Here is a 20,425-nt window from a genome sequence, read left to right as displayed (position 1 = left end):
ACACAACACAAACTGATGAAAAAATATACTTACACAGAAAAAAAAGATACCCGATCTGGGTTTGGTGATGGTTTAACAGAGTTAGGGCAAAAAAATCCTAATGTTGTAGCTCTATGTGCAGATTTAACAGGTTCTTTAAAAATGAATGAATTTGCTAAAAATCACCCTGAGCGTTTTTATCAAGTAGGAATTGCTGAAGCAAATATGATAGGAATTGCGGCTGGATTAACTATTGGAGGGAAAATTCCTTTTACAGGTACATTCGCTAACTTTTCAACTGGTAGAGTTTATGACCAAATTCGTCAATCAGTTGCTTATTCTGATAAAAATGTAAAAATTTGTGCTTCTCATGCAGGATTAACCTTAGGAGAAGATGGAGCAACACATCAAATTTTAGAAGACATCGGGTTAATGAAAATGTTGCCTGGAATGACTGTAATAAACACTTGTGATTATAGCCAAACTAAAGCTGCAACTTTAGCCATTGCGGAACATGAAGGACCTGTATATTTACGTTTTGGACGCCCAAAAGTACCTGTATTCATGACCGATCAACCTTTTGAAATAGGAAAAGCTGTTCAACTCACCGAAGGTAATGATGTTACTATTGTTGCTACAGGTCATTTAGTTTGGGAAGCTTTACAAGCTGCAGAGCAACTAGAAGAAAAAGGTATTTCTGCTGAAGTAATAAACATTCATACAATTAAACCATTAGATGAAGATGCTATTTTAAAATCTGTTGCTAAAACAGGATGTGTAGTTACAGCTGAAGAGCATAATAAGTATGGAGGTTTAGGAGAAAGTGTTGCTCGTTGTTTAGCTACTAACACTCCTACTCCACAAGAATTTGTTGCTGTAAATGATAGTTTTGGAGAATCTGCTACTCCTGCTGAGTTAATGGAAAAATATGGTTTAAATGATGAAGCTATAGTAAAAGCAGTTGAAAAAGTTATTTCTAGAAAATAAAAACACAAAATATTAAACAATAAATACATCACTTTTTAGGTTTAAAGTGATGTATTTTTTTATAATAAATTTAAGTATAACCCCAATTATTAATAAATAAATTAAACTAAAATGAAAAAAGTAATTTTAATGGTTTTCCTTTTTTTAGGAGGATTTCAACTAGCTCAAAGTCAAATACAAGGAGGTATAAAAGGAGGTATTAACTATAATTCAGACTCTTTTTCTGATGTAAAAGATGACGTTTTTAATGGAGCAAAAAGTAAAACAGGGTTTCATGCTGGAGCATGGTTACGTATAAAACTACCAGCTACTGGTTTATATATTCGTCCAGAATTGGTATATACACAATTAAGTAACGAAGTTCAATATAAGCCTACTACTACAGTAACTACTTATGATATTCAAAAAATAGATATTCCTGTTTTATTAGGGCTTAACTTTTTAAAAGTAGGACACGTCTTTGCAGGACCTTCTTTTCAGTATATTTTAGATTCTGATTTTGATATTGAAGATCTTAAACAAGTAGATTCAGATGGCTTTTCTGTTGGTTTACAGTTAGGAGCTGGTATTGAGCTTGGTAAATTGGGATTAGATGTACGTTGGGAAAGAGCTTTGTCTGATACTGAAGCTGAATTTGTAGATTCTAATGTAGGAAATGTAAATTTTGATACTCGTGTGAATCAAATCATTATAGGTTTATCATATAGGTTCTAAAGCCCTTTTAAGTTTTAAAAATAAAAAAAACGAAGTCTTAGACTTCGTTTTTTTTATTTATACTTTTTAACCTTAAAAAATGTCTCTGTTCAAATAATCAGGTACATTAGGCTTATTTGGATCACTAAAATCGTTAGCTGGATTACCATCTCCATTTTTATCCTCATCTTTTGTCAAAACTCCATCACCATCGTCGTCTGTATCCAAATAATTAGGAATTTTATCCTTATCAGTATCGTCATTTCTTGGATCACCATCTCCATCAGGGTCTTCATTAATTGAAGCTACTCCATCTCTATCATGATCTGTATCTTCTACAAAGTCGAATAAATCAATATAAAAGATTAGCTGAGAATTGGCAGGTATTCCTCCATTTACCGAATTTCTATAAGCTAAGCCTGAAGGAACAATCAAAATTCCTTTTCCAAATTTATCATAAGAAATAGGCTCTCCTTGACTAGATGTGTTAATGCCTGCTTTAAAGTTTGGAATTCCTAAGGTCCACCCTCTAATAGGCGTAGGAGCATCGAACTGACTTCCTGATAATGTCAAATTCCACCAAATTGGAGTAGTTCCTGTTTGACTTAATTCTAATTGATCTACTTTAGTTGTATACCATACTTGATAGTTAGTTAGAACAGAGTCTAACTCTGTAGGATTACCTTTCGGAGATTGTCCTTCTTCTATAACTAAATGATATAAATCATATTCAATATCGTTTTCTGTATGTGTCTTTTTTATTAACCTAGTATCTTCTGACAATGGTGTTTTACCAGCAATTATAGGTTTTATAGAATCTATTGTATCATCAAAATAATAATTCTTTAAAAATTTTGCTATCGAATCTTTATCTTTCAAAGCTTGAGCTTCATGGTCAAAATTGTCAACTAAAGAGTTGCTATCACTTCCACAAGCATACAAAAGAGTACCTATAATGGCTGTATAAAATAGATGTTTAAATTTTATCATTTAATTCTGAAATTTTAACGCGCAATTTACCATTTTTATACCTTTGTAAAAAATGAAACGATAAAAATTAACTTTTTATATGAGAATTGACAAATATTTGTGGTGCATTCGCTTATTTAAAACCCGTAGTATTGCCACAGATGCTTGCAAAAAAGGGCATGTTAAAATAAATGGGATCAATTTAAAACCATCAAAAGAAATATTTGGTAATGAAGAAATTACTATCCGAAAAAATCAAATTAACTATCAGATAAAAGTACTAGACATCCCTCCTAACCGTGTTGGAGCTAAATTGGTTGATTTATACAGAAAAGATTTAACACCTAAAGAAGAATTTGAAAAAACTGAGTTGTTAAAATATACTAAGGACTATTATCGTAAAAAAGGAACTGGACGTCCTACCAAAAAAGATCGACGTGATATTGACGATTATTATGACGATTCTAATAAAAATGATGTTAATTTGTAATACCAAATTAAGTTAAGGTTCGCTAAAAATGACAGACATAAATAATATTATCTTAAACAATACTCAAATTGAACAAAAAATTCGTCGAATCGCTTTTCAAATTTATGAAAGTAATAGTAACGAAAAAGAAATTATTATAGCTGGTATTGCTGATAATGGATATTTTTTAGCAGAAAAAATATCAAATGTATTAAGTGAAATTTCTCCTATAAGAGTAGTTTTATGCAAAGTTTCAATCGACAAGAAAAATCCTATAATCCCGATCACTACCTCTATTAACAGTGAAGAATATCAGAATAAAGCGTTGGTCTTAGTCGACGATGTTTTAAACTCAGGAACTACTTTAATATATGGTGTAAAGCACTTCTTAGAAGTTCCTTTAAAAAGATTTAAAACAGCGGTATTAGTAAACCGAAACCATAAAAAGTATCCTGTAAAAGCTGATTTTAAAGGTATTTCTCTATCAACTTCTATTAAAGAACACGTAGTCGTAGAGTTTAAAACCAACGAAACAATTGCTTACTTAACTTAATAAAGATAATAAGTCTTCCACTATTTCATCTTTATTTTTGTCATCAATAGTAATCTTATATTGAGCTTGATTGTAATAGTAACTTCGCTCAAATAAATGTTTGGCAACAAACTCTGTTAGTTCTTCTTTATTCAAACGAGCTACTAATGGGCGTTTGCTTTTTTCGCTCGTTAACCTGTTTACAATGGTATGGATGCTTGTTTTTAAATACACAGACTTCGCATTGCTAAAACTTAATAATACCTCCATATTTCTAGCATAGCATGGAGTCCCCCCTCCTAAAGATAAAACGAAATCACCTTCTTTTTCTAAAAGCTCTTTTAAATATATATGTTCTTGCTTTCTAAAATAGATTTCTCCTTTCTGTTCAAAAATTTCAGAAACTGTTTTTCTTTCCTTTTCTTCTATATATTCATCTAAATCGATAAATGAAGTTTGCATTTTTTCAGCTAAAATTCGCCCAATTGTCGATTTTCCGCTAGCCATATACCCTAATAATACAATTTTCATAAACTAGTAATTAAGCAGTTACAAATATGAGTAAAAAATATTACAAAAAAGCTTTTTTGATTTAAAGAACAGTTGTATATTTGCAACCGCTTTCACAAAGAAGCAATGACCGGGTAGCTCAGTTGGTAGAGCATCTCCCTTTTAAGGAGAGGGTCCTGGGTTCGAGCCCCAGCCCGGTCACTAAAAGTTAAGCTTTTAAAGCTTAACTTTTTTTATTTATGCACGTATGGCGGAATTGGTAGACGCGCAGGCTTGAGGGGCTTGTTCACAACGTGAGTGCAGGTTCGACTCCTGTTACGTGCACAATAAAAAAAGCACTATACATTTTTGTATAGTGCTTTTTTACTTCTGTAAAATTAAAATAACATTAATTTTATTATAAAATAAGACAAGGAGACTAAAAAGCCTCCTTGCACTTAAATTATAGATAAATTATTTAATTTAATATATATGTGTTATAGTCTAAATAACAAGTATCATCTTGAACTATGGTTCTTACACCGTTCCATGTTTGATTATGAAAACCATCTCCTACTGTATAATTATTTACATACGGATTGTGTCTTGTATAATCCTCCCATTTCTTTGAACTAAGATTATATTCATACTCATTATAAGCCTTTACTCCATCTCTATAAACATAACATCCAGAATCACATTCACCTACTACAGAAACTATTCTAAAGCGTTCTCCTGCTTTAGCTTTTACCATAAAGTCAATTACTTTTCCATCAGCTACACTTCTTTTTTGACCAAATTTATAATAGTCTAAACCTACATGCTCTTCAATTCCGTATCCCCAGTAAATTTTCTTTCCTGATAAATACCAAGATCCTAATTCTTGATCATATTTTTCTACATAAAACCTACCAAAAAGCTCAGCTCCACTAGTTCCATGATCACTTCCATATAATGCTACATTAGTTGGATCTACTCTTATTTTATCATAATACACTAAATCACATTCTTTGATAGTATACTCTAAATTTGAACTTACTTTGAAAGGTCTATTATCATAGGTGTAATTTACTTTGTATGAAATAGGATATCCAGGATTATCAACCGACACCTCTGCTCCTTCTTTTAGAAAATCAACAACTCTATCTAAATTATTAGCCATAGCAGCTAAAGATGATGCTATTCCTGAAGTTGCATTTCCTCCTAATTGCTTTACTTTAACAGTCGATTCACTGAAAATAGATTTATATCTTGCTTCTATTTCTGCATTCACTTTTGTTCCTACTGCTTTGTATGCAAAGTTCAATGCTGCTTCTACTTCCTTAGCACTACTACTAGATTCATAAATTAACGTATATAGTTTACCATAAGTTACTGACTCTATATACGAAGACGGATTTTGTTGATCTTCACTTACCTCTAAATAATCAGTAACATAAGGTTTTAACCTATCTGGAGAAACATTACTGTTAAACCAACCATTCTTTCCTATAATTCCTTCTTTAGGAGACACTGAAGCCGTAAAAAAACGTTGCTTTAAAGTAACTGCATATCTTGTTTTTTGGCTAGAAAAGTCAAGCCCAAAACTACCAGATACTTTTACGCTTGGTCCAGAGTACCCTGCATTTAAAGAAAGTTGAAATTGTTTTTCATCATGAATTCTTTGAATACTAATATCAAAGCTAGCTGGAAAATTAGCTTCACTTTTATAGTATGCATTTAAAATAGAATTCAAATTGTCTTGTACTTTTCCTGGTGTTGGCGCTTCAATTATTCTTGAAGTAGAAGCAGATGTTCCCGATAACACGTTAACTCTTACCTCTACTGGATTCCTGTCTTCTCCTGAAATAGGTATAGATACTGGAGCTCCTTCTTGTATAGATCTTGCTGCTACTAAATTACCTGGCCATAATAAAGAACTATTAGCATCTAAAATAAAGAAGTCTGAATCTGTTTGAGTAAACGATATTTCTTTATCAACACAGTTTTCTTCCATAGCCACTCTTTCGGCTTTGGATGACTTATTATCATGTAGTTCTTTAATATTTAAATTATGAATACCATCAGGAATATCTGACGTTATAAATTGAGCTATTTGCTCTGTGCTAGAGTTTATTTCTGAGTTATGTAATAAATCTTCTTTTTGACATGAAATAATTGAAAAAAGGGTTAATCCAAGTATTTTTAGATTTTTCATTTATTTGTTTTTAAAATTTAACATTGTACTAATTAAGACCTCGAGGAGTTATTAAACATCTTTAAATATGTTTTCCCTACTTTTTTATCTATTTTTTTTAATTTTAATCACTAAACAACATCATGCACTTGCATATTTAACAAACAAAACCCCTGTTTTTAAGTAATAATTAATTTCACATATTATTAACGAGTACAAAGCCTATTATTCTTATTTTCGCCTTATGCAAAAACAATTATTATTCTTAATAGCAGTAGTATTTAGTATATTATCTATTCAGGCACAAGACAAATTAAAAGGGCAAATAATAGATTCAGAATCTAAAAAACCTTTAAGTGCAGCTCATATTTTAAACCTTAATAGCGTAGTAGGTACCATTACTAATGAAAATGGACTCTTTGATCTTGTTGCTCAAGCAAACGATACTGTGTTGGTTTCTTATTTAGGCTATGCTTCTATTAAACTAAAAGTTACTAATGATCTTTTAAAAGGAAATGAAGTTGTTATATCTTTAGAGGAAAAACCCGAAGAGGTAAAAGAAGTCGTAATTAAGTCAACAAAACTAATTGGTGTCTTAGAAGTAGATGTAAAACAAGTTCCTAAAGATCGTTTTACAAGAATACATATCAATGGATTACCACAAACGTATGAAGTTGGAAGACCTCAAAAAATTTCCTCTCCTATTGCTAAACTGTTGAATCCAGTAGATTTGGTATATAACCTCTTCGGAAGCAAACCGAAACAGCTTAAAAAATTAAAGAAGCTTAAAAAAGAAGACGATTTGCGTAAAATGTTAGCTGGTAAATTTGATCGTGAAGTTATGATGGAATATCTTGAAATGGATAGAGCTGAGTTAAACAAACTATTATCTGACTGTAACTACTCTGAATATTTCATAAAAAAAGCTAGTGACTTACAATTAATTGAAGCTGTTTTAAATTGTTATGAAAATTATAAAACAGTAAAAAAAGGTAAAATAGAAAGAAACAGAATACCTGATAAGAACTAATTTTTTTTGTTAAAAAAGTAGGGTAACTCATATTTTATCTGTTATATTGTTTATAGATTAACAAATAATTACATTAAATAATGAGAAAATTAATATTATTATCTTTTGCTTTTGCGTTTTTTTTTAGTTGTAGTAAAGATGATGAGGTCATTCCTAAAGATGGAGAAAACCCTACGGATAAAGTTACACTGAATAACAAAGTGAATAACTTTGTTTGGAAAGCTATGAATTCATGGTATAATTGGCAAGAAGATGTTCCTAATTTAGCGGATAGTAAGGATGATAATACAAATGATTACTATACCTTTCTAAATTCATATAATACTCCTAATTCATTATTTGAAAGCCTTAAACATGCTGACGATGATTTTTCTTGGTTCATAGAAGATTATGTCGCTCAGCAACAACAATTTCAAGGAACTTCTAAAACTTTTGGTTTTAGACCTAGTCTCGTTAGAGTTGGTACTACTGACTATGTTGTAATATTTATCCAACATGTTTCAAAAGGTTCTCCTGCAGATTTAGCAGGATTTAAAAGAGGAGACATAATTAATGCTATAAATGGAACTGTAATGACCGTAAGTAATTATAAAACTGTACTTGATGGATATTACCAAGAGACCTCTGAATTTTCTTTTACTGAAAAAGATGGTAAAACCCTTAAAGAGAAGAAAACTATAACACAGGCTGTAGTGTCTGATAACCCCGTCCATCTAACTAAGATTTTTGATAATATAAATGGTAAAAAAGTCGGCTACTTACTATACAATGGGTTTAGATCGTCTTATAATGATGAATTAAACGCAGCCTTTGGTGAGTTAAAGTCTGCTGGAATTCAAGAACTAGTATTAGATTTAAGAATTAATGGTGGTGGTTCTGTACAAACATCTGCATATTTAGCAAGTATGATACATGCTGAAGCCGGTACTGATAAGTTTGCCGAGTTAAAATTTAACGACAAACATCCTCAACAAGATTCACCTTATTATTTTGGCAATACGTTAAATGTTTATGGAACAGATGGAAAAAAGACTAGTGAAGAAACAATCAATAGATTATCAGGTATTAATAAGTTATATGTTTTAGCATCTGGTAGTACTGCATCTGCTAGTGAAATGATTATAAATGGACTGCGTCCCTTTATTGATGTTAAAATAGTAGGGACAAAAACTGTTGGGAAAAATGAAGGTTCAATAACACTATATGACTCGCCAACTAGTGATTATACTAATGTAAATACTGCCAATTCAACCCATAAAATGGCTATGCAGCCAATTGTTTTCCAAATATATAATAAGCTAGGACAAAATGATTATGGTGATGGATTTGAGCCTAATATCTTAATCGAAGAATGGAAACATTGGGATAACATCTTACCTTTTGGTGATGAAAATGAAATTGTGCTTAAAACAGCACTAGATGATATAAGAGGCCTATCGGCAAAATCTACATATAAAGTAAAAAGTTTTGAACGTATTGATATAAACGTATCAACAAACAAGTTTGAACAAGAAATGTATATTGACAGTCATTACTTTAATAAGTAAAATTACCTTATAAAAAGCAGCAAAATTTTGCTGTTTTTTTTATGCTTCTATTTCAACCAAAAGAATTAAATTTACACCTTTCAAAAACACACACAAACACAACTAATAATGATTCATTTCTTTGGAAACACAAACAGCAAGGTTTTTGCTGTTCAAACAACAGAAGAATTAACATCTGAAACAATTTCGAAGTTAACTTGGTTATTTGGCAACCAACCGAAAATAAACGCGGCGTCTCTTGACGCCTTTTTTGTTGGGCCTAGAGCAGCTATGATTACTCCTTGGAGTACCAACGCTGTTGAAATTACTCAAAATATGGGAATTTCTGGAATTATCAGAATTGAAGAATTTGATGCAGTAGCTAATGATTTTTCTGACTTCGACCCAATGATTTCTCAAAAGTTTGACGGATTAAACCAAGAAACTTTTACTATCAATATTCAACCAGAACCAATTTTAGAAATTGATGATATTGCTACTTATAACGAGCAAGAAGGGTTAGCGTTAAGTGAAGAAGAAATTGCTTATTTAGAAGAAGTAGCAACTAAAATTGGAAGAAAGTTAACAGATTCTGAAGTATTTGGATTCTCTCAAGTAAACTCAGAGCACTGTCGCCATAAAATTTTCAACGGAACTTTTGTTATTGATGGTGAAGAAATGCCTACTTCTTTATTCAAGTTAATTAAAGAAACGTCTAAACAAAATCCTAACGATATTGTATCTGCTTATAAAGACAATGTTGCTTTTGTTAAAGGTCCAAAAGTAGAGCAATTTGCTCCTAAAAGCGCAGATAAACCAGATTTTTACGAAACAAAAGAGTTTGAATCTGTTATTTCTTTAAAAGCTGAAACACACAACTTCCCTACTACTGTTGAGCCTTTCAATGGAGCTGCTACAGGATCAGGTGGTGAAATTCGTGATAGGTTAGCTGGAGGAAAAGGATCGCTACCATTAGCTGGTACTGCTGTATATATGACTTCTTACTCTCGTTTAGAAGAGAACCGTCCTTGGGAAAAAGGAATGGATGAGCGTAAATGGTTATACCAAACTCCTATGGATATTTTAATCAAAGCTTCTAACGGAGCCTCTGATTTTGGTAATAAATTCGGACAACCTTTAATCTGTGGTTCTGTTCTTACTTTTGAGCACGAAGAAGATACTCGCAAACTTGGTTTTGATAAAGTAATCATGCAAGCAGGTGGTATCGGATATGGTAAAAAAGAGCAAGCTTTAAAAGATACTCCACAAGAAGGAGATAAAATAGTAATTTTAGGTGGTGAAAACTACCGTATTGGTATGGGAGGAGCTGCGGTTTCTTCTGCTGATACTGGAGAGTTTTCAACTGGAATTGAGTTAAACGCAATTCAACGTTCAAATCCTGAAATGCAAAAACGTGCTGCCAACGCTGTTCGTGGTATGGTAGAAAGTGATGAAAACTTTATTGTTTCAATTCACGATCACGGAGCTGGTGGACATTTGAACTGTTTATCAGAATTAGTAGAAGATACTGGTGGAAAAATCGACTTAGATAAATTACCTGTAGGAGACCCTACCCTATCTGATAAAGAGATTATCGGTAACGAATCTCAAGAACGTATGGGGTTAGTAATTGCTGAAAAACATATCGACACCCTTAATAAGATAGCTGAACGTGAACGTTCACCAATGTATACTGTTGGTGATGTTACTGGTGATCATCGTTTTACTTTTGAATCTAAAACCAACGGAAACAAGCCAATGGATTTAGCTTTAGAAGATATGTTTGGTAGTTCTCCTAAAACGATTATGACTGATAATACAGTTGATCGCAATTATGCTGATGTTGACTATTCTAAAGAAAACTTTACTCAATACTTAGAGCAAGTTTTACAATTAGAAGCTGTTGCCTGTAAAGATTGGTTGACGAATAAGGTTGACCGTTGTGTTGGAGGAAAAGTAGCGAAGCAACAATGTGTTGGTTCTTTGCAAATTCCACTAAACAATGTTGGGGTAATGGCATTAGATTATAAAGGTAAAGAAGGAATTGCTACTACGATTGGGCACTCTCCTATTTCTGGATTGATTGATCCAGAAGCAGGAAGTAAAAACTCAATTGCTGAAGCGTTAACTAATATTGTATGGGCTCCTTTAAAAGATGGTTTACAATCGGTTTCATTATCAGCAAACTGGATGTGGCCTTGTAAAAATGAAGGTGAAGATGCTCGTTTATACAAAGCAGTAAAAGCTGTTTCTGATTTTTCTATCGATTTAGGAATCAACGTTCCAACAGGAAAAGATTCTTTATCGATGAAACAAAAATATCCGAATGAAGAAGTAATTTCTCCAGGTACTGTGGTTATTTCTGCTGCGGCTAACTGTAACGATATTAATAAAGTAGTAGAACCTCTTTTACAACCAAATAAAGGAGATATCTATTACATCAACTTATCGCAAGATGATTTCAAATTAGGAGGAAGTTCATTTGCGCAGATACTAAACAAATTAGGAAACTCTGCTCCTACGATTACTAATAATGAGTTCTTTAAATCAACATTTAATGTTTTACAGAATTTAATTAAGGAAGGAAAAATTGTTGCAGGTCACGATGTTGCATCTGGGGGATTGATTACTACCTTATTAGAATTGTGTTTTGCAGATGTAAATGTAGGTGCTAACTTAGATTTATCAACTTTAAATGAAGCTGACAGTATCAAGTTGTTATTTGCTGAAAACTCAGGAATTGTTTTCCAAGCAACTGACGCTTCTATAGAACAAACTTTAGCTGATAATAACATTGAATTCTTTAAAATTGGTTCGGTAACAGAGTCTGATCGTTTAAATATTAAAAATGGATCTGATATTTTTGCTTTATCTATTGCTGAATTAAGAGATACTTGGTATAAGACTTCTTATTTGTTAGATCAAAAACAAACAGCTAATGATTTAGCTAAAGATCGTTTTGATAATTATAAAAACCAACCATTAAAATATACATTCCCAACTCACTTTACTGGAAAGCTTGCTGATACTGTGGGTACTCTAACTAACAGACCTAAAGCTGCTATCATTCGTGAAAAGGGTTCAAACTCGGAACGTGAAATGGCAAATGCTATGTATTTAGCTGGTTTTGATGTGAAGGATGTTCACATGACAGATTTAATTTCTGGTCGTGAAACTTTAGAAGATATTCAATTTATTGGAGCTGTTGGAGGTTTTTCTAATTCAGACGTTTTAGGTTCAGCAAAAGGATGGGCTGGAGCATTTTTATATAATGAAAAAGCAAACACTGCTTTGAAAAACTTCTTTAAAAGAGAAGATACACTTTCTGTTGGTATTTGTAACGGATGCCAGTTATTTATGGAATTAGAATTAATCAATCCAGAACATAACGAACATGGTAAGATGTTACACAACGATTCTAAAAAGCACGAAAGTTCATTTACATCTGTAAAAGTTCAAAAGAATAATTCAGTAATGTTGTCTAGTTTAGCTGGAACTGAATTAGGAGTTTGGATTTCTCACGGAGAAGGAAAATTCAATTTACCTGAAACTGAAGATAATTATAATATTGTTGCTAAGTATGGATATGAAGGATATCCTAACAATCCAAACGGTTCAGATTATAACACAGCAATGCTATGTGATAAGACTGGTCGTCATTTAGTAACTATGCCACATATTGAACGTTCTACTTTCCAATGGAACTGGGCTAACTACCCACAAGACAGACAAGATGAAGTTTCACCTTGGTTAGAAGCTTTTGTTAATGCAAGAAAATGGATAGAGAATAAAAAATAAGTAGAATACTACATTCTCAACTACAAAAAGCACTCTGTAAACAGAGTGCTTTCTTTTTTTTACAAAAGTAAACAGGAAAACACGTGATTTACATTTGTTAACTATTGAATTATGGTAACATTTGTAATATTCTTCTTATTTAACTTCTATTCTACATATATAATATATTATATATGTACTTTGAAAGGATATGATTAATCCCATAAGTAATTTAAAGTAATTATAGAAGCATTATAAAGTTTACAGTCTGATTTATATTTATTTAAACTAAACTACCTCAGAATCATTATTATTTACCTTAAAGTTGCTTATTTGATGTTTAAGTCAGTTAAATTAAGGATAAATGGTTATTTAAGCACATCATATTTATTAAAAAAGAGAGGTTTTTACATTTTTAAACTCAATAAAACAAGTAATTAACTTAATAACAAATGTAAATAAAGGTATTTAGTAAAAGAATAAATTTCCTCTATACAAAATACCTAAAAGCTTGTTTTACAGTAATTTAACCGCTATTTATTAAAGTGTTTAATCGTCTTGTTTTGAGTTACTTTGAAAAAATATAAAATTTTTCTTGTTTACAATTATGAAATATAATATATTTACAATCGTAAACAATCCCTAATGTTTACATCGATAAACAAATGATTGAAAGATTAAAACAGATATTAGACTATTACAATTTATCGGCGTCAAGCTTTGCAGATAAAATTGATGTTCCAAGATCTAGCATTTCTCACCTATTATCAGGAAGAAATAAACCGAGCTTAGATTTTATTATAAAAGTTGAAACGGCTTTTGATGAAGTAGACTTGAATTGGTTAGTATATGGCAAAGGTAGTTTTCCTCCAAATACAAAAAATCAAGAGAAAGAGATAAATATAGAGAAAAATGAAGCTCCTTCTCTGTTTACTGAAAATGTAGTATTTGACCAAGAACCCGAAAAAAAATCAAATACGCAATTATCAGAGAGTACTATGAAACCAAAAGAGTCAGCCGCTTTTAGAGAAATTAAAAATATTTTAGTTCTATACGATGATGGAACCTTTGAAGATTACAAAAAAAAATAGTATAAATGATTCCCTAACAATCCCCTAAGAATTTAATGAGTTGTAAAATTCAAATAACCCCTCAGTATTTGTATCCCCCAACAAATCGTTTGAATTTTATGAGTCATTAAAAACTAAACTCTCCCTAAAACTTATATCCCCTTTAAGTTGAGTTTAGAAATTGTCCCCCAAGGCAAACCCCTCGTGCTTGCCCCCTTACAAGCAAATCAACCCCTTGAAATAGAAAAAGCCTGTATTATAAAAATAATACAGGCTTTTTACTTTTTATATTTTAGTCAAATTTTATGTTAACATTCCTCCGTCAACTGATAATGTTTGACCAGTAATATATGAACTCATATCAGATGCTAAGAATACACAAGCGTTTGCAATATCTTCTGGAGTACCACCTCTTTTTAAAGGAATTTCGTTTCTCCAACCTTCAACAACTTTTTCGTCTAATTTTGCAGTCATCTCAGTTTCAATAAAACCAGGAGCAACAACGTTACTACGAATATTACGAGATCCTAACTCTAATGCTACAGATTTTGAGAATCCTAAAATTCCTGCTTTTGAAGCTGCATAATTTGCTTGACCTGCATTTCCTTTTAATCCAACTACAGAACTCATATTAATAATTGAACCCGCACGTTGTTTCATCATTGGGCGAATTACTGCTTTTGTTAAATTGAAAACTGATTTTAAATTTACTTCAATTACTTTATCAAAATCATCTTCAGAAATACGCATTAACAAATTATCTTTTGTAATACCTGCGTTGTTTACTAATACATCAATCGTTCCAAATTCTGCTAAAACATTTTTTGCCAACTCTTGAGCTGCATCAAACTCTGCCGCATTAGATTGATATCCTTTAGCGTTTACCCCTAATTCTTTTAATTCATTTTCTAAAGCAGTTGCTGCTTCTACAGAAGAATTATAAGTAAATGCAACATTACACCCTTGGTTTGCAAACTCTAATGCAATTCCTCTACCAATTCCTCTAGTAGCTCCTGTAATAATTGCTGTTTTATTTTCTAAAAGTTTCATTTATTAGTTGTTTTAATAGGGTCAAATATAAAAATAAAATCCTGCTAAAGATTATTTTTTAGCAGGATTTTATATTGATATAAACTTTAATAAATTAAGATTTTATCTTCTTTTCGTTTACATAATTAAATAAATAATCTACATCTAGTTCTTTTATTTTACCTAATTTTTGTAACGACTTAACATCTAAATCTTTTTTATTACCAATCACCATTACGTTGTAAGATTCTCCTTTTACATTTTTATCAAAAAATGCTTTTAAATCTTGCATTTCCATATTTTTAATGGTGTTGTACATTTCTTCTCTATTGTCATTATCAATACCTAACTTTTTTAATCTTTCGTAAGACCAAAAAATGTTTGATTTTGTAATTCTTTGAGCTGCTAACTTCTTAAGTGTAGCTTCTTTAGCTGCATTGAATTGCTTTTCTGCTTCTGGCATGTTATTCATTAAATCCATCATAGCATCTACCGCTTGCTCTAACTTATTTGCCTGAGTACCAACATACGCCATTACATAGTTAGGATCTTCTTTTTTACTAGCATTACTATACGATGCAAATGCTGAATATGCTAACGATTTAGATTCACGTATTTCTTGGAAAACGATTGATGATAATCCACTACCAAAATACGTATTGAATAATGTTGATGCTGCTAAGTTTTCTGGTTTGAATGGTTCTCCTTTAGCTAAAAATAGCATTTCAGTTTGTACCATGTCATAATCAGTATAAAAAACATTTCCTCCTGTTTCTGTTTCAGCATATTCTTTAGCTGCAGGATAATCTTTAAGTTCTCCTAAAATTTTATGATGATTGTTTAACGCAGCTACAGCAGCATCTACATCTTTACCATAATAGAAAATACGTTGCTTGTAATTTTTCATTCCTTTTACAATGTTTACAAGTTCTTCAGGGTTGATAGCTTTTAACTCATCAATTTGCATGATGTCTCTTAAACGAGAATTTTCTCCATATTTTCCGTAGCTATATAAACCATTCCAAAGGATATTTCCTTTTTGAGTTTTACCATCTTGACGACCTTTGTAGATTTTCTCAACATACTTATCATACGCTTCTTGATCAGCTTTAGCGTTTTCCCATAAATGCTCTAACAATTCTAAACCTTTTGGTAAATTTTCTTTCAATCCACGTAAGCCTACGTAAGTTTTATCATCTTGGGCGCTTACATAATAATCTACTCCTAACTTGTAAAACTCTTTTTTAATTTCTTCAGCAGAATATTTATCTGTTCCTATATACTCTAAGTATCCAGCAGCAAGACTTAATTTTTTATCATTATCTCTACCCATATCAAAAATGATGTTCAAGTCAAATAAGTCATTCTTTTCGTTTAAAACATAAGAAACTTTAATATCATTTGCCATTTTAGTTTCTTTTATAGCTGTTTTATAATCGATGAACTTTGGTTGTAAAGGAGCTGATTCAATTTTATTGAACTCCTTTAAAAACTCTGAACTTTTATCCCTATTCAAGTTTACTGGAGTAATTCCTGGATTTTGAACTTTTACAACATTTTTATCTTCCCCTTTACGTTTATAAGTTACAACATAATTGTTCTGATAAAATTTGTTAGCAAAATCTACTAATTCTTGCTTAGAAACCTTTTTTAAATCATCTAAAAATTTCACCTTATCAGACCAATTTTCATGATGAATAAATGCATTAAAATAAGCGCTAGCTAAAGCTGTATTATTCTCATACTGACGAGTTTGACTTAATTTTAAATCATTTACAACAGCGTCAATCATCCAATCTTCAAACTCTCCTTTCTTTAATTTTTCAATTTGCTCTAATATTAAGTCTTTAACTTCATCTAAAGTTTGTCCTGATTTAGGGTTTCCTGTAAAAGAATGGTAACCATAATCATTTAAAAATGTTGGAGAACAACTTGCTCTTTGTACTACTTGCTTTTGATTTAAATTTAAATCTAATAAACCTGCATTACCATTAGCCATAATCATATCACAAAGTGTAACAAACTTTTCTTCTTCAGTGTTTACTCCTTTTGATCTATAAGCAATAGATATTGATTCTGCAGTAGGACCAAAAACTTCTTTAATAATTGGTTGAGTAATTGGCTCTTCTTTTGGTAATGTTGGGTGAACTAATTCTTTCTTCTCCATTTTACCAAAAGTTTCACTTACTTTTTTAATAGTAGCATCAAAATCTAAATCCCCTACTAATACCACAGCCATATTATTTGGCACATAATACTTATCGAAATAATTATGAATATCAATCATTGAAGGATTTTTCAAGTGTTGACCTGTACCAATTGTAGTTTGCTGACCGTAAGGATGATTAGGAAATAAACCGTCTAACATTGCTGCATAACGCTTTCTAAAATCGTTATCTTGACCTCTGTTAAACTCTTCAAATACAGCTTCTAATTCTGTATGGAATAATCGCAATACTAAAGTACTAAAACGTTCTGCTTCTAAGTCTAACCACTTATTTAATTCGTTTGCAGGTATCTTGTTTTTATAAACAGTCTCTTCAAACCAAGTATGTGCGTTAGTTCCTGTTGCTCCTAAAGATGCAGTCATTTTATCATATTCATTTGCCACAGAATAGTTTGATGCTTCTAAAGAAACCTTATCAATTTCTTGGTAAATTGCTTTCTTTTTTTCTACATCTTCTTCTGTTCTATGTTGTTCATATAAACTAGAAATCTTATCTAAATATTCTTTTTCCTTCTCCCAATCTACTGTACCAATTTTATGAGTTCCTTTAAACACCATATGCTCTAAATAGTGCGCTAAACCTGTAGATTCTTTTGGATCGTAATTTGAACCCGCTCTTACAGCAATGTAGGTTTGAATTTTAGGTTCATCAGTATTTTTACTTAAATATACTTTAAGACCATTGTCTAAAGTATATAAGCGTAAACCTGTAGGGTCGTTAGTAACGGTTTCGTAGTTAAAACCGTTGACATCCTGTTTTTGCTCTGTCTTTACCTCTTTTTCTGAAGTAGTTGTTTGCTTACACCCAATAGCAGTAATAAGCAACATGCTAATAAATAGCAACTTAATTGTTTTCATTAATATTTAGTTTTGATTAAATTAAAAAATCCGTTGAATTTACGAATTCAACGGATTTTAAAATAATTTATGGTAAAATTTTAACAGTTATGTTAAAATTCTTTCTTTTAAATTAAGCTAAAACCTTAGCTACCATTTCTCCAATTTTAGCAGGAGATTCTACAACGTGTACTCCATTTTCAGCTAAAATTTTCATTTTTGCTTGTGCTGTATCATCAGCACCACCAACAATAGCTCCTGCGTGTCCCATTGTTCTACCTGCTGGGGCTGTTTGTCCTGCAATAAAGCCAACAACTGGTTTACGATTTCCATCAGCTTTAATCCAACGAGCAGCTTCAGCTTCTAAGTTACCTCCGATTTCACCAATCATAACGATTGCTTCAGTTTCATCATCATTCATTAATAATTCAACAGCTTCTTTAGTAGTAGTTCCAATAATTGGATCTCCACCAATACCAATAGCTGTAGTAATTCCGTAACCTTGTTTTACAACTTGATCAGCAGCTTCATATGTTAAAGTTCCTGATTTAGAAACAATACCTACTTTACCTTTTTTAAAGATAAATCCTGGCATAATCCCTACTTTTGCCTCTTCAGGAGTAATTACACCTGGACAGTTAGGTCCTACTAAAGTACAATCTAATTGGTCAATGTAAGCTTTTACTTTTACCATGTCAGCTGTAGGAATTCCTTCAGTAATACAAATAATTACTTTGATTCCTGCTTCAGCAGCTTCCATTATAGCGTCAGCAGCAAATGCTGGTGGCACAAAAATAATTGAAGTATCAGCTCCTGCTTTTTGTACAGCTTCATCAACTGTATTAAAAACTGGTTTACCTAAATGCTCTTGACCTCCTTTACCTGGTGTTACACCTCCAACTACGTTAGTTCCGTAATCGATCATTTGCCCAGCGTGGAAAGTACCTTCGCTACCTGTAAAACCTTGAACTATAATTTTTGAATCTTTATTTACTAAAACACTCATTGGTTTGCTTTTTATTATTTTTTTAAGACAGACAAAAATAACTTTTTAATTGTGTTTTCACAATTAATTTTAGGTTACTTTTTTTCTTTATTTGTTGCATTTTTTAAATAGATGACTTCCCTTAGTGTTTGACGGTACTCACGCTGTGGTGTACCAAAATAAACTCCTTTTTTCAGGGATTTTGTTACTCCTGTTTGCGCCATTAAAACGGTACCCTTTTCTATAGTTAACCCACTAATTATACCTACTTGTCCCCAAATTGTAACTTCATCTTCAATAACGGTACACCCTGCAATACCAGTCTGAGCAGCTATCAAACACTTTTTACCTATTACAGTATCGTGACCTATATGAACCTGGTTATCTATTTTTGATCCAGCACCTACTAAAGTATCTCCAGTTACACCTCTATCAATTGTACAAGAAGCTCCTAAATCTACATCATCTTCAAGCACTACTCTACCTCCAGAGATTAATTTATCAAAACCTTCTGGTCTGTTTTTATAATAGAATGCATCTGCTCCTAAAACAGTATTAGCGTGAATTACTACATTATTTCCTATTATACAGTTACTGTTAATTGACACATTTGCATGTATTAAACAATTCTTCCCTATTGTTACGTTTTCTCCTATGAAAACGTTTGGTTGTATAACAGTATTTTCTCCTATAATAGCAGATTCAGCAATACTACTTTTTGAAGCTATAAAAGGATTGAAATGTTTCGTTATTTTATTAAAATCTCTAAAAGGATCTTCAGAGATTAATAATGATTTACCTTCTGGACAATCTACTTTTTTATTTATCAGTATAGTTGTAGCAGCTGAGTTTAATGCTTTATCGTAGTATTTTGGGTGATCTACAAAGACTATATCTCCCTTTTCTACTACATGAATTTCATTAATTCCTGTTATAGGAAAACTACCATCTCCAACAAATTCTACATTTAATAAGGTAGCAATTTGCTCTAAAGTTTGAGGATGTTTAAATTTCATCTTTAAAAAGAAATTCCCGCCAAAGCGGGAATATTATATTTATTCTTTAATACGTTCTGTATAAGCTCCTTTTTCTGTATCTATTTTTATTTTGTCTCCTTCATTAATAAATAAAGGAACATTAATTCTTGCTCCCGTTTCAACGGTTGCTGGTTTAGTTGCATTTGTTGCAGTATTTCCTTTTACTCCTGGTTCAGTATGAGTTACCTCTAAAATAACATGAGAAGGCATTTCTACTGATAATGGCATTCCATCTTCAGTATTTATTAAAACAGTAACTACTTCTCCTTCTTTCATTAAATCTGGAGCATCTAATACTGATTTTTGAAGTGTAATTTGATTATAATCTTCCGTATTCATGAAGTGGTATAAATCTCCTTCAGGATATAAATACTGAAATTTATGTGTTTCTACACGAACATCTTCTATTTTATGGCCTGCAGAAAAGGTGTTGTCTATAACCTTACCTGTAGTGACGCTTTTTAATTTTGTACGTACAAAAGCAGGTCCTTTTCCTGGTTTTACATGTAAAAATTCAATGATTTTAAATATATCGTGATTATACTTTATACATAATCCTTTTTTAATATCTGATGTTGTTGCCATTTATTTGATCTTTATTGTTGCTCTAATA

The 20,425-nt window shown here is 31.6% G+C and carries 16 protein-coding genes and 2 tRNA genes; 10 read left to right on the top strand and 8 right to left on the bottom strand.

Translation table 11 applies throughout. The features are described 5' to 3' along the window. Nucleotides 1–15 precede the first annotated feature (15 nt). Both D6T69_RS09625 and D6T69_RS09620 read left to right on the top strand, forming a co-directional pair. Nucleotides 16–966 (top strand): transketolase family protein, encoded by a 951-nt coding sequence (locus D6T69_RS09625; protein WP_125067531.1) that lies wholly within the window; start codon nt 16–18, stop codon nt 964–966. 111 nt (nt 967–1,077) lie between these two features. Then, complete coding sequence (locus tag D6T69_RS09620; RefSeq protein ID WP_125067530.1) at nt 1,078–1,680, top strand: porin family protein; 603 nt, start codon at nt 1,078–1,080, stop codon at nt 1,678–1,680. Between the two features lie 72 nt (nt 1,681–1,752). Here D6T69_RS09620 and D6T69_RS09615 read toward each other — a convergent pair whose 3' ends face one another. Next, nucleotides 1,753–2,649, bottom strand: coding sequence for an FKBP-type peptidyl-prolyl cis-trans isomerase (locus D6T69_RS09615; RefSeq protein WP_240628295.1), 897 nt, complete (start codon nt 2,647–2,649; stop codon nt 1,753–1,755). 79 nt (nt 2,650–2,728) lie between these two features. Between D6T69_RS09615 and D6T69_RS09610 the strand changes: the two genes are divergently transcribed. Next, complete coding sequence (locus tag D6T69_RS09610) at nt 2,729–3,118, top strand: RNA-binding S4 domain-containing protein (protein ID WP_125067529.1); 390 nt, start codon at nt 2,729–2,731, stop codon at nt 3,116–3,118. Nucleotides 3,119–3,146: 28 nt separating this feature from the next. After that, entirely contained in the window at nt 3,147–3,650 is a 504-nt protein-coding gene (locus D6T69_RS09605) for a phosphoribosyltransferase domain-containing protein (RefSeq protein ID WP_125067528.1), read from the top strand. Here D6T69_RS09605 and D6T69_RS09600 read toward each other — a convergent pair. Beyond that, nucleotides 3,642–4,160, bottom strand: a complete 519-nt coding sequence (locus tag D6T69_RS09600; RefSeq protein WP_125067527.1) for a shikimate kinase — start codon at nt 4,158–4,160, stop codon at nt 3,642–3,644. The genes D6T69_RS09605 and D6T69_RS09600 overlap by 9 nt on opposite strands. 107 nt (nt 4,161–4,267) lie before the next feature. Here D6T69_RS09600 and D6T69_RS09595 point away from each other — a divergent pair. Together D6T69_RS09595 and D6T69_RS09590 are read left to right on the top strand one after the other, a co-directional pair. Further along, nucleotides 4,268–4,340: transfer RNA gene (locus D6T69_RS09595), tRNA-Lys, on the top strand. Between the two features lie 40 nt (nt 4,341–4,380). Continuing rightward, nucleotides 4,381–4,463, top strand: a tRNA-Leu gene (locus tag D6T69_RS09590). A 133-nt stretch (nt 4,464–4,596) separates the two neighbouring features. On the opposite strand, the gene D6T69_RS09585 is transcribed toward D6T69_RS09590, so the two are convergent. After that, entirely contained in the window at nt 4,597–6,315 is a 1,719-nt protein-coding gene (locus D6T69_RS09585; protein WP_125067526.1) for a thiol-activated cytolysin family protein, read from the bottom strand. A gap of 223 nt (nt 6,316–6,538) precedes the next feature. Between D6T69_RS09585 and D6T69_RS09580 the strand changes: the two genes are divergently transcribed. The 4 genes from D6T69_RS09580 to D6T69_RS09565 all read left to right on the top strand — a co-directional run bounded on the left by D6T69_RS09580 (nt 6,539) and on the right by D6T69_RS09565 (nt 13,718). Further along, the gene (locus D6T69_RS09580; RefSeq protein ID WP_125067525.1) at nt 6,539–7,324 is read left to right on the top strand and encodes a carboxypeptidase-like regulatory domain-containing protein; all 786 of its coding nucleotides are present in this window, start codon (nt 6,539–6,541) and stop codon (nt 7,322–7,324) included. Nucleotides 7,325–7,404: 80 nt separating this feature from the next. Continuing rightward, nucleotides 7,405–8,871: a S41 family peptidase gene (locus tag D6T69_RS09575; RefSeq protein WP_125067524.1), complete on the top strand. Its 1,467-nt coding sequence runs from the start codon at nt 7,405–7,407 to the stop codon at nt 8,869–8,871. 108 nt (nt 8,872–8,979) lie between these two features. After that, on the top strand, nt 8,980–12,648 hold the full coding sequence (gene purL / locus D6T69_RS09570) for a phosphoribosylformylglycinamidine synthase (protein ID WP_125067523.1): 3,669 nt from the start codon (nt 8,980–8,982) through the stop codon (nt 12,646–12,648). A gap of 644 nt (nt 12,649–13,292) precedes the next feature. Continuing rightward, entirely contained in the window at nt 13,293–13,718 is a 426-nt protein-coding gene (locus D6T69_RS09565) for a helix-turn-helix domain-containing protein (protein ID WP_125067522.1), read from the top strand. Between the two features lie 282 nt (nt 13,719–14,000). Here the strand turns inward: D6T69_RS09565 and fabG are convergent, their stop codons facing one another. The 5 genes from fabG to efp all read right to left on the bottom strand — a co-directional run bounded on the left by fabG (nt 14,001) and on the right by efp (nt 20,397). Continuing rightward, nucleotides 14,001–14,747, bottom strand: a complete 747-nt coding sequence (gene fabG / locus D6T69_RS09560; RefSeq protein WP_125067521.1) for a 3-oxoacyl-[acyl-carrier-protein] reductase — start codon at nt 14,745–14,747, stop codon at nt 14,001–14,003. Between the two features lie 94 nt (nt 14,748–14,841). After that, nucleotides 14,842–17,811, bottom strand: coding sequence for a M16 family metallopeptidase (locus tag D6T69_RS09555; RefSeq protein WP_125067520.1), 2,970 nt, complete (start codon nt 17,809–17,811; stop codon nt 14,842–14,844). Nucleotides 17,812–17,923: 112 nt separating this feature from the next. After that, nucleotides 17,924–18,796, bottom strand: a complete 873-nt coding sequence (gene sucD, locus D6T69_RS09550; protein ID WP_099214339.1) for a succinate--CoA ligase subunit alpha — start codon at nt 18,794–18,796, stop codon at nt 17,924–17,926. A gap of 74 nt (nt 18,797–18,870) precedes the next feature. Continuing rightward, entirely contained in the window at nt 18,871–19,791 is a 921-nt protein-coding gene (locus D6T69_RS09545) for a UDP-3-O-(3-hydroxymyristoyl)glucosamine N-acyltransferase (protein ID WP_125067519.1), read from the bottom strand. A gap of 39 nt (nt 19,792–19,830) precedes the next feature. Next, on the bottom strand, nt 19,831–20,397 hold the full coding sequence (gene efp, locus D6T69_RS09540; protein ID WP_125067518.1) for an elongation factor P: 567 nt from the start codon (nt 20,395–20,397) through the stop codon (nt 19,831–19,833). Between the last annotated feature and the right edge of the window lie 28 nt (nt 20,398–20,425).

Source organism: Tenacibaculum singaporense (genome assembly GCF_003867015.1).
GTDB classification, from domain to species: Bacteria; Bacteroidota; Bacteroidia; order Flavobacteriales; family Flavobacteriaceae; genus Polaribacter; species Polaribacter singaporensis.
Note: the sequence above shows the minus strand (reverse complement) of the source record. Positions and strands in the feature narration are given on the sequence as shown.

What these genes read in the sequence shown, in the direction of transcription:
- fabG (WP_125067521.1), bottom strand. Translation starts at nt 14,747, where the DNA reads ATGAAACTTTTAGAAAATAAAACAGCAATTATTACAGGAGCTACTAGA.
- D6T69_RS09575 (WP_125067524.1), top strand. Translation starts at nt 7,405, where the DNA reads ATGAGAAAATTAATATTATTATCTTTTGCTTTTGCGTTTTTTTTTAGT.
- D6T69_RS09610 (WP_125067529.1), top strand. Translation starts at nt 2,729, where the DNA reads ATGAGAATTGACAAATATTTGTGGTGCATTCGCTTATTTAAAACCCGT.
- D6T69_RS09600 (WP_125067527.1), bottom strand. Translation starts at nt 4,160, where the DNA reads ATGAAAATTGTATTATTAGGGTATATGGCTAGCGGAAAATCGACAATT.
- efp (WP_125067518.1), bottom strand. Translation starts at nt 20,397, where the DNA reads ATGGCAACAACATCAGATATTAAAAAAGGATTATGTATAAAGTATAAT.
- D6T69_RS09605 (WP_125067528.1), top strand. Translation starts at nt 3,147, where the DNA reads ATGACAGACATAAATAATATTATCTTAAACAATACTCAAATTGAACAA.
- D6T69_RS09580 (WP_125067525.1), top strand. Translation starts at nt 6,539, where the DNA reads ATGCAAAAACAATTATTATTCTTAATAGCAGTAGTATTTAGTATATTA.
- D6T69_RS09585 (WP_125067526.1), bottom strand. Translation starts at nt 6,315, where the DNA reads ATGAAAAATCTAAAAATACTTGGATTAACCCTTTTTTCAATTATTTCA.
- D6T69_RS09620 (WP_125067530.1), top strand. Translation starts at nt 1,078, where the DNA reads ATGAAAAAAGTAATTTTAATGGTTTTCCTTTTTTTAGGAGGATTTCAA.
- sucD (WP_099214339.1), bottom strand. Translation starts at nt 18,796, where the DNA reads ATGAGTGTTTTAGTAAATAAAGATTCAAAAATTATAGTTCAAGGTTTT.
- D6T69_RS09615 (WP_240628295.1), bottom strand. Translation starts at nt 2,649, where the DNA reads ATGATAAAATTTAAACATCTATTTTATACAGCCATTATAGGTACTCTT.
- D6T69_RS09555 (WP_125067520.1), bottom strand. Translation starts at nt 17,811, where the DNA reads ATGAAAACAATTAAGTTGCTATTTATTAGCATGTTGCTTATTACTGCT.
- D6T69_RS09625 (WP_125067531.1), top strand. Translation starts at nt 16, where the DNA reads ATGAAAAAATATACTTACACAGAAAAAAAAGATACCCGATCTGGGTTT.
- purL (WP_125067523.1), top strand. Translation starts at nt 8,980, where the DNA reads ATGATTCATTTCTTTGGAAACACAAACAGCAAGGTTTTTGCTGTTCAA.
- D6T69_RS09565 (WP_125067522.1), top strand. Translation starts at nt 13,293, where the DNA reads ATGATTGAAAGATTAAAACAGATATTAGACTATTACAATTTATCGGCG.
- D6T69_RS09545 (WP_125067519.1), bottom strand. Translation starts at nt 19,791, where the DNA reads ATGAAATTTAAACATCCTCAAACTTTAGAGCAAATTGCTACCTTATTA.